The following is a 725-nucleotide window of genomic DNA, read 5'->3' as shown; positions in this document are numbered from 1 at the left end:
GACATATACAGTCCCCTGCGGGTTAGCAGGATCAACTGCTACAATTAACCGTGCTTGCCGATGAGTACCAATTATGCTCCCATTGAGGTTGACAATTTGGAAAATATAGTAAGCTTGGCCCTGTGAGTTATGACCAACTAAAGCAGCTGCCTGATTAGGATAGTCGGTTGGATTAGAAACCGTAATGGTAGAGCCAGCACGTTACATGGTTGCCTTTGAATCAGTCGAACGACTACCTTGGTTAGTAGCAGTAGCTGTTGATTGTTGTTGGTCAGCAACCGAACCACTATTATCTTGAGTAGTTTCGTTCGTTTGATCTGCAGTCCCTGCTGTTTGGCCTGATGGAGTTGCAACATTAGCATGTAACGTCACTGCTGGCTTTTGAATTTGTTCAGCAGCTTGATTAGCTTCCACATCGGTAACCGATCCTCCATCTGTAGAAGCATTTTTTGATTGGTTAGCATCCGCATGTGCAGTATTGGCAATTCCTAATACCGCCACGGAAATTAACGTTGTCATCCAAAGTTTGCCAGCTTTGAACATCTTATAATGACTCTTCATATCCATATTGAAAACCTTCCCATAAAAATAATCCGCTCCAATTATAGTCTTTTTAATGGCGTGTGAAAGCTTACAACCGTTAGCATAGAGGCAATTTTCAACTTTTATTAAGCGACCGATAAGTAGTGATTACCAATTTAATAGGATTTGGTAAATATATGTTC

General features: G+C 41.2%; 1 protein-coding gene. It reads right to left on the bottom strand.

The genetic code is table 11. The features are described from left to right. Positions 1-201 precede the first annotated feature (201 nt). The gene (locus H5975_RS08390) at positions 202-567 is read right to left on the bottom strand and encodes a KxYKxGKxW signal peptide domain-containing protein (RefSeq protein WP_204785632.1); all 366 of its coding nucleotides are present in this window, start codon (positions 565-567) and stop codon (positions 202-204) included. Between the last annotated feature and the right edge of the window lie 158 nt (positions 568-725).

Source organism: Limosilactobacillus coleohominis, assembly GCF_016901675.1.
Lineage (GTDB): Bacteria > Bacillota > Bacilli > Lactobacillales > Lactobacillaceae > Limosilactobacillus > Limosilactobacillus intestinavium.
The sequence above is the reverse complement of the archived record's forward strand: the minus strand, read 5'-3'. Positions and strand labels throughout refer to the sequence as shown.

Excerpts from the sequence above, each read along its gene's own strand:
- H5975_RS08390 (WP_204785632.1), bottom strand. The coding sequence starts at position 567 with ATGGATATGAAGAGTCATTATAAGATGTTCAAAGCTGGCAAACTTTGG.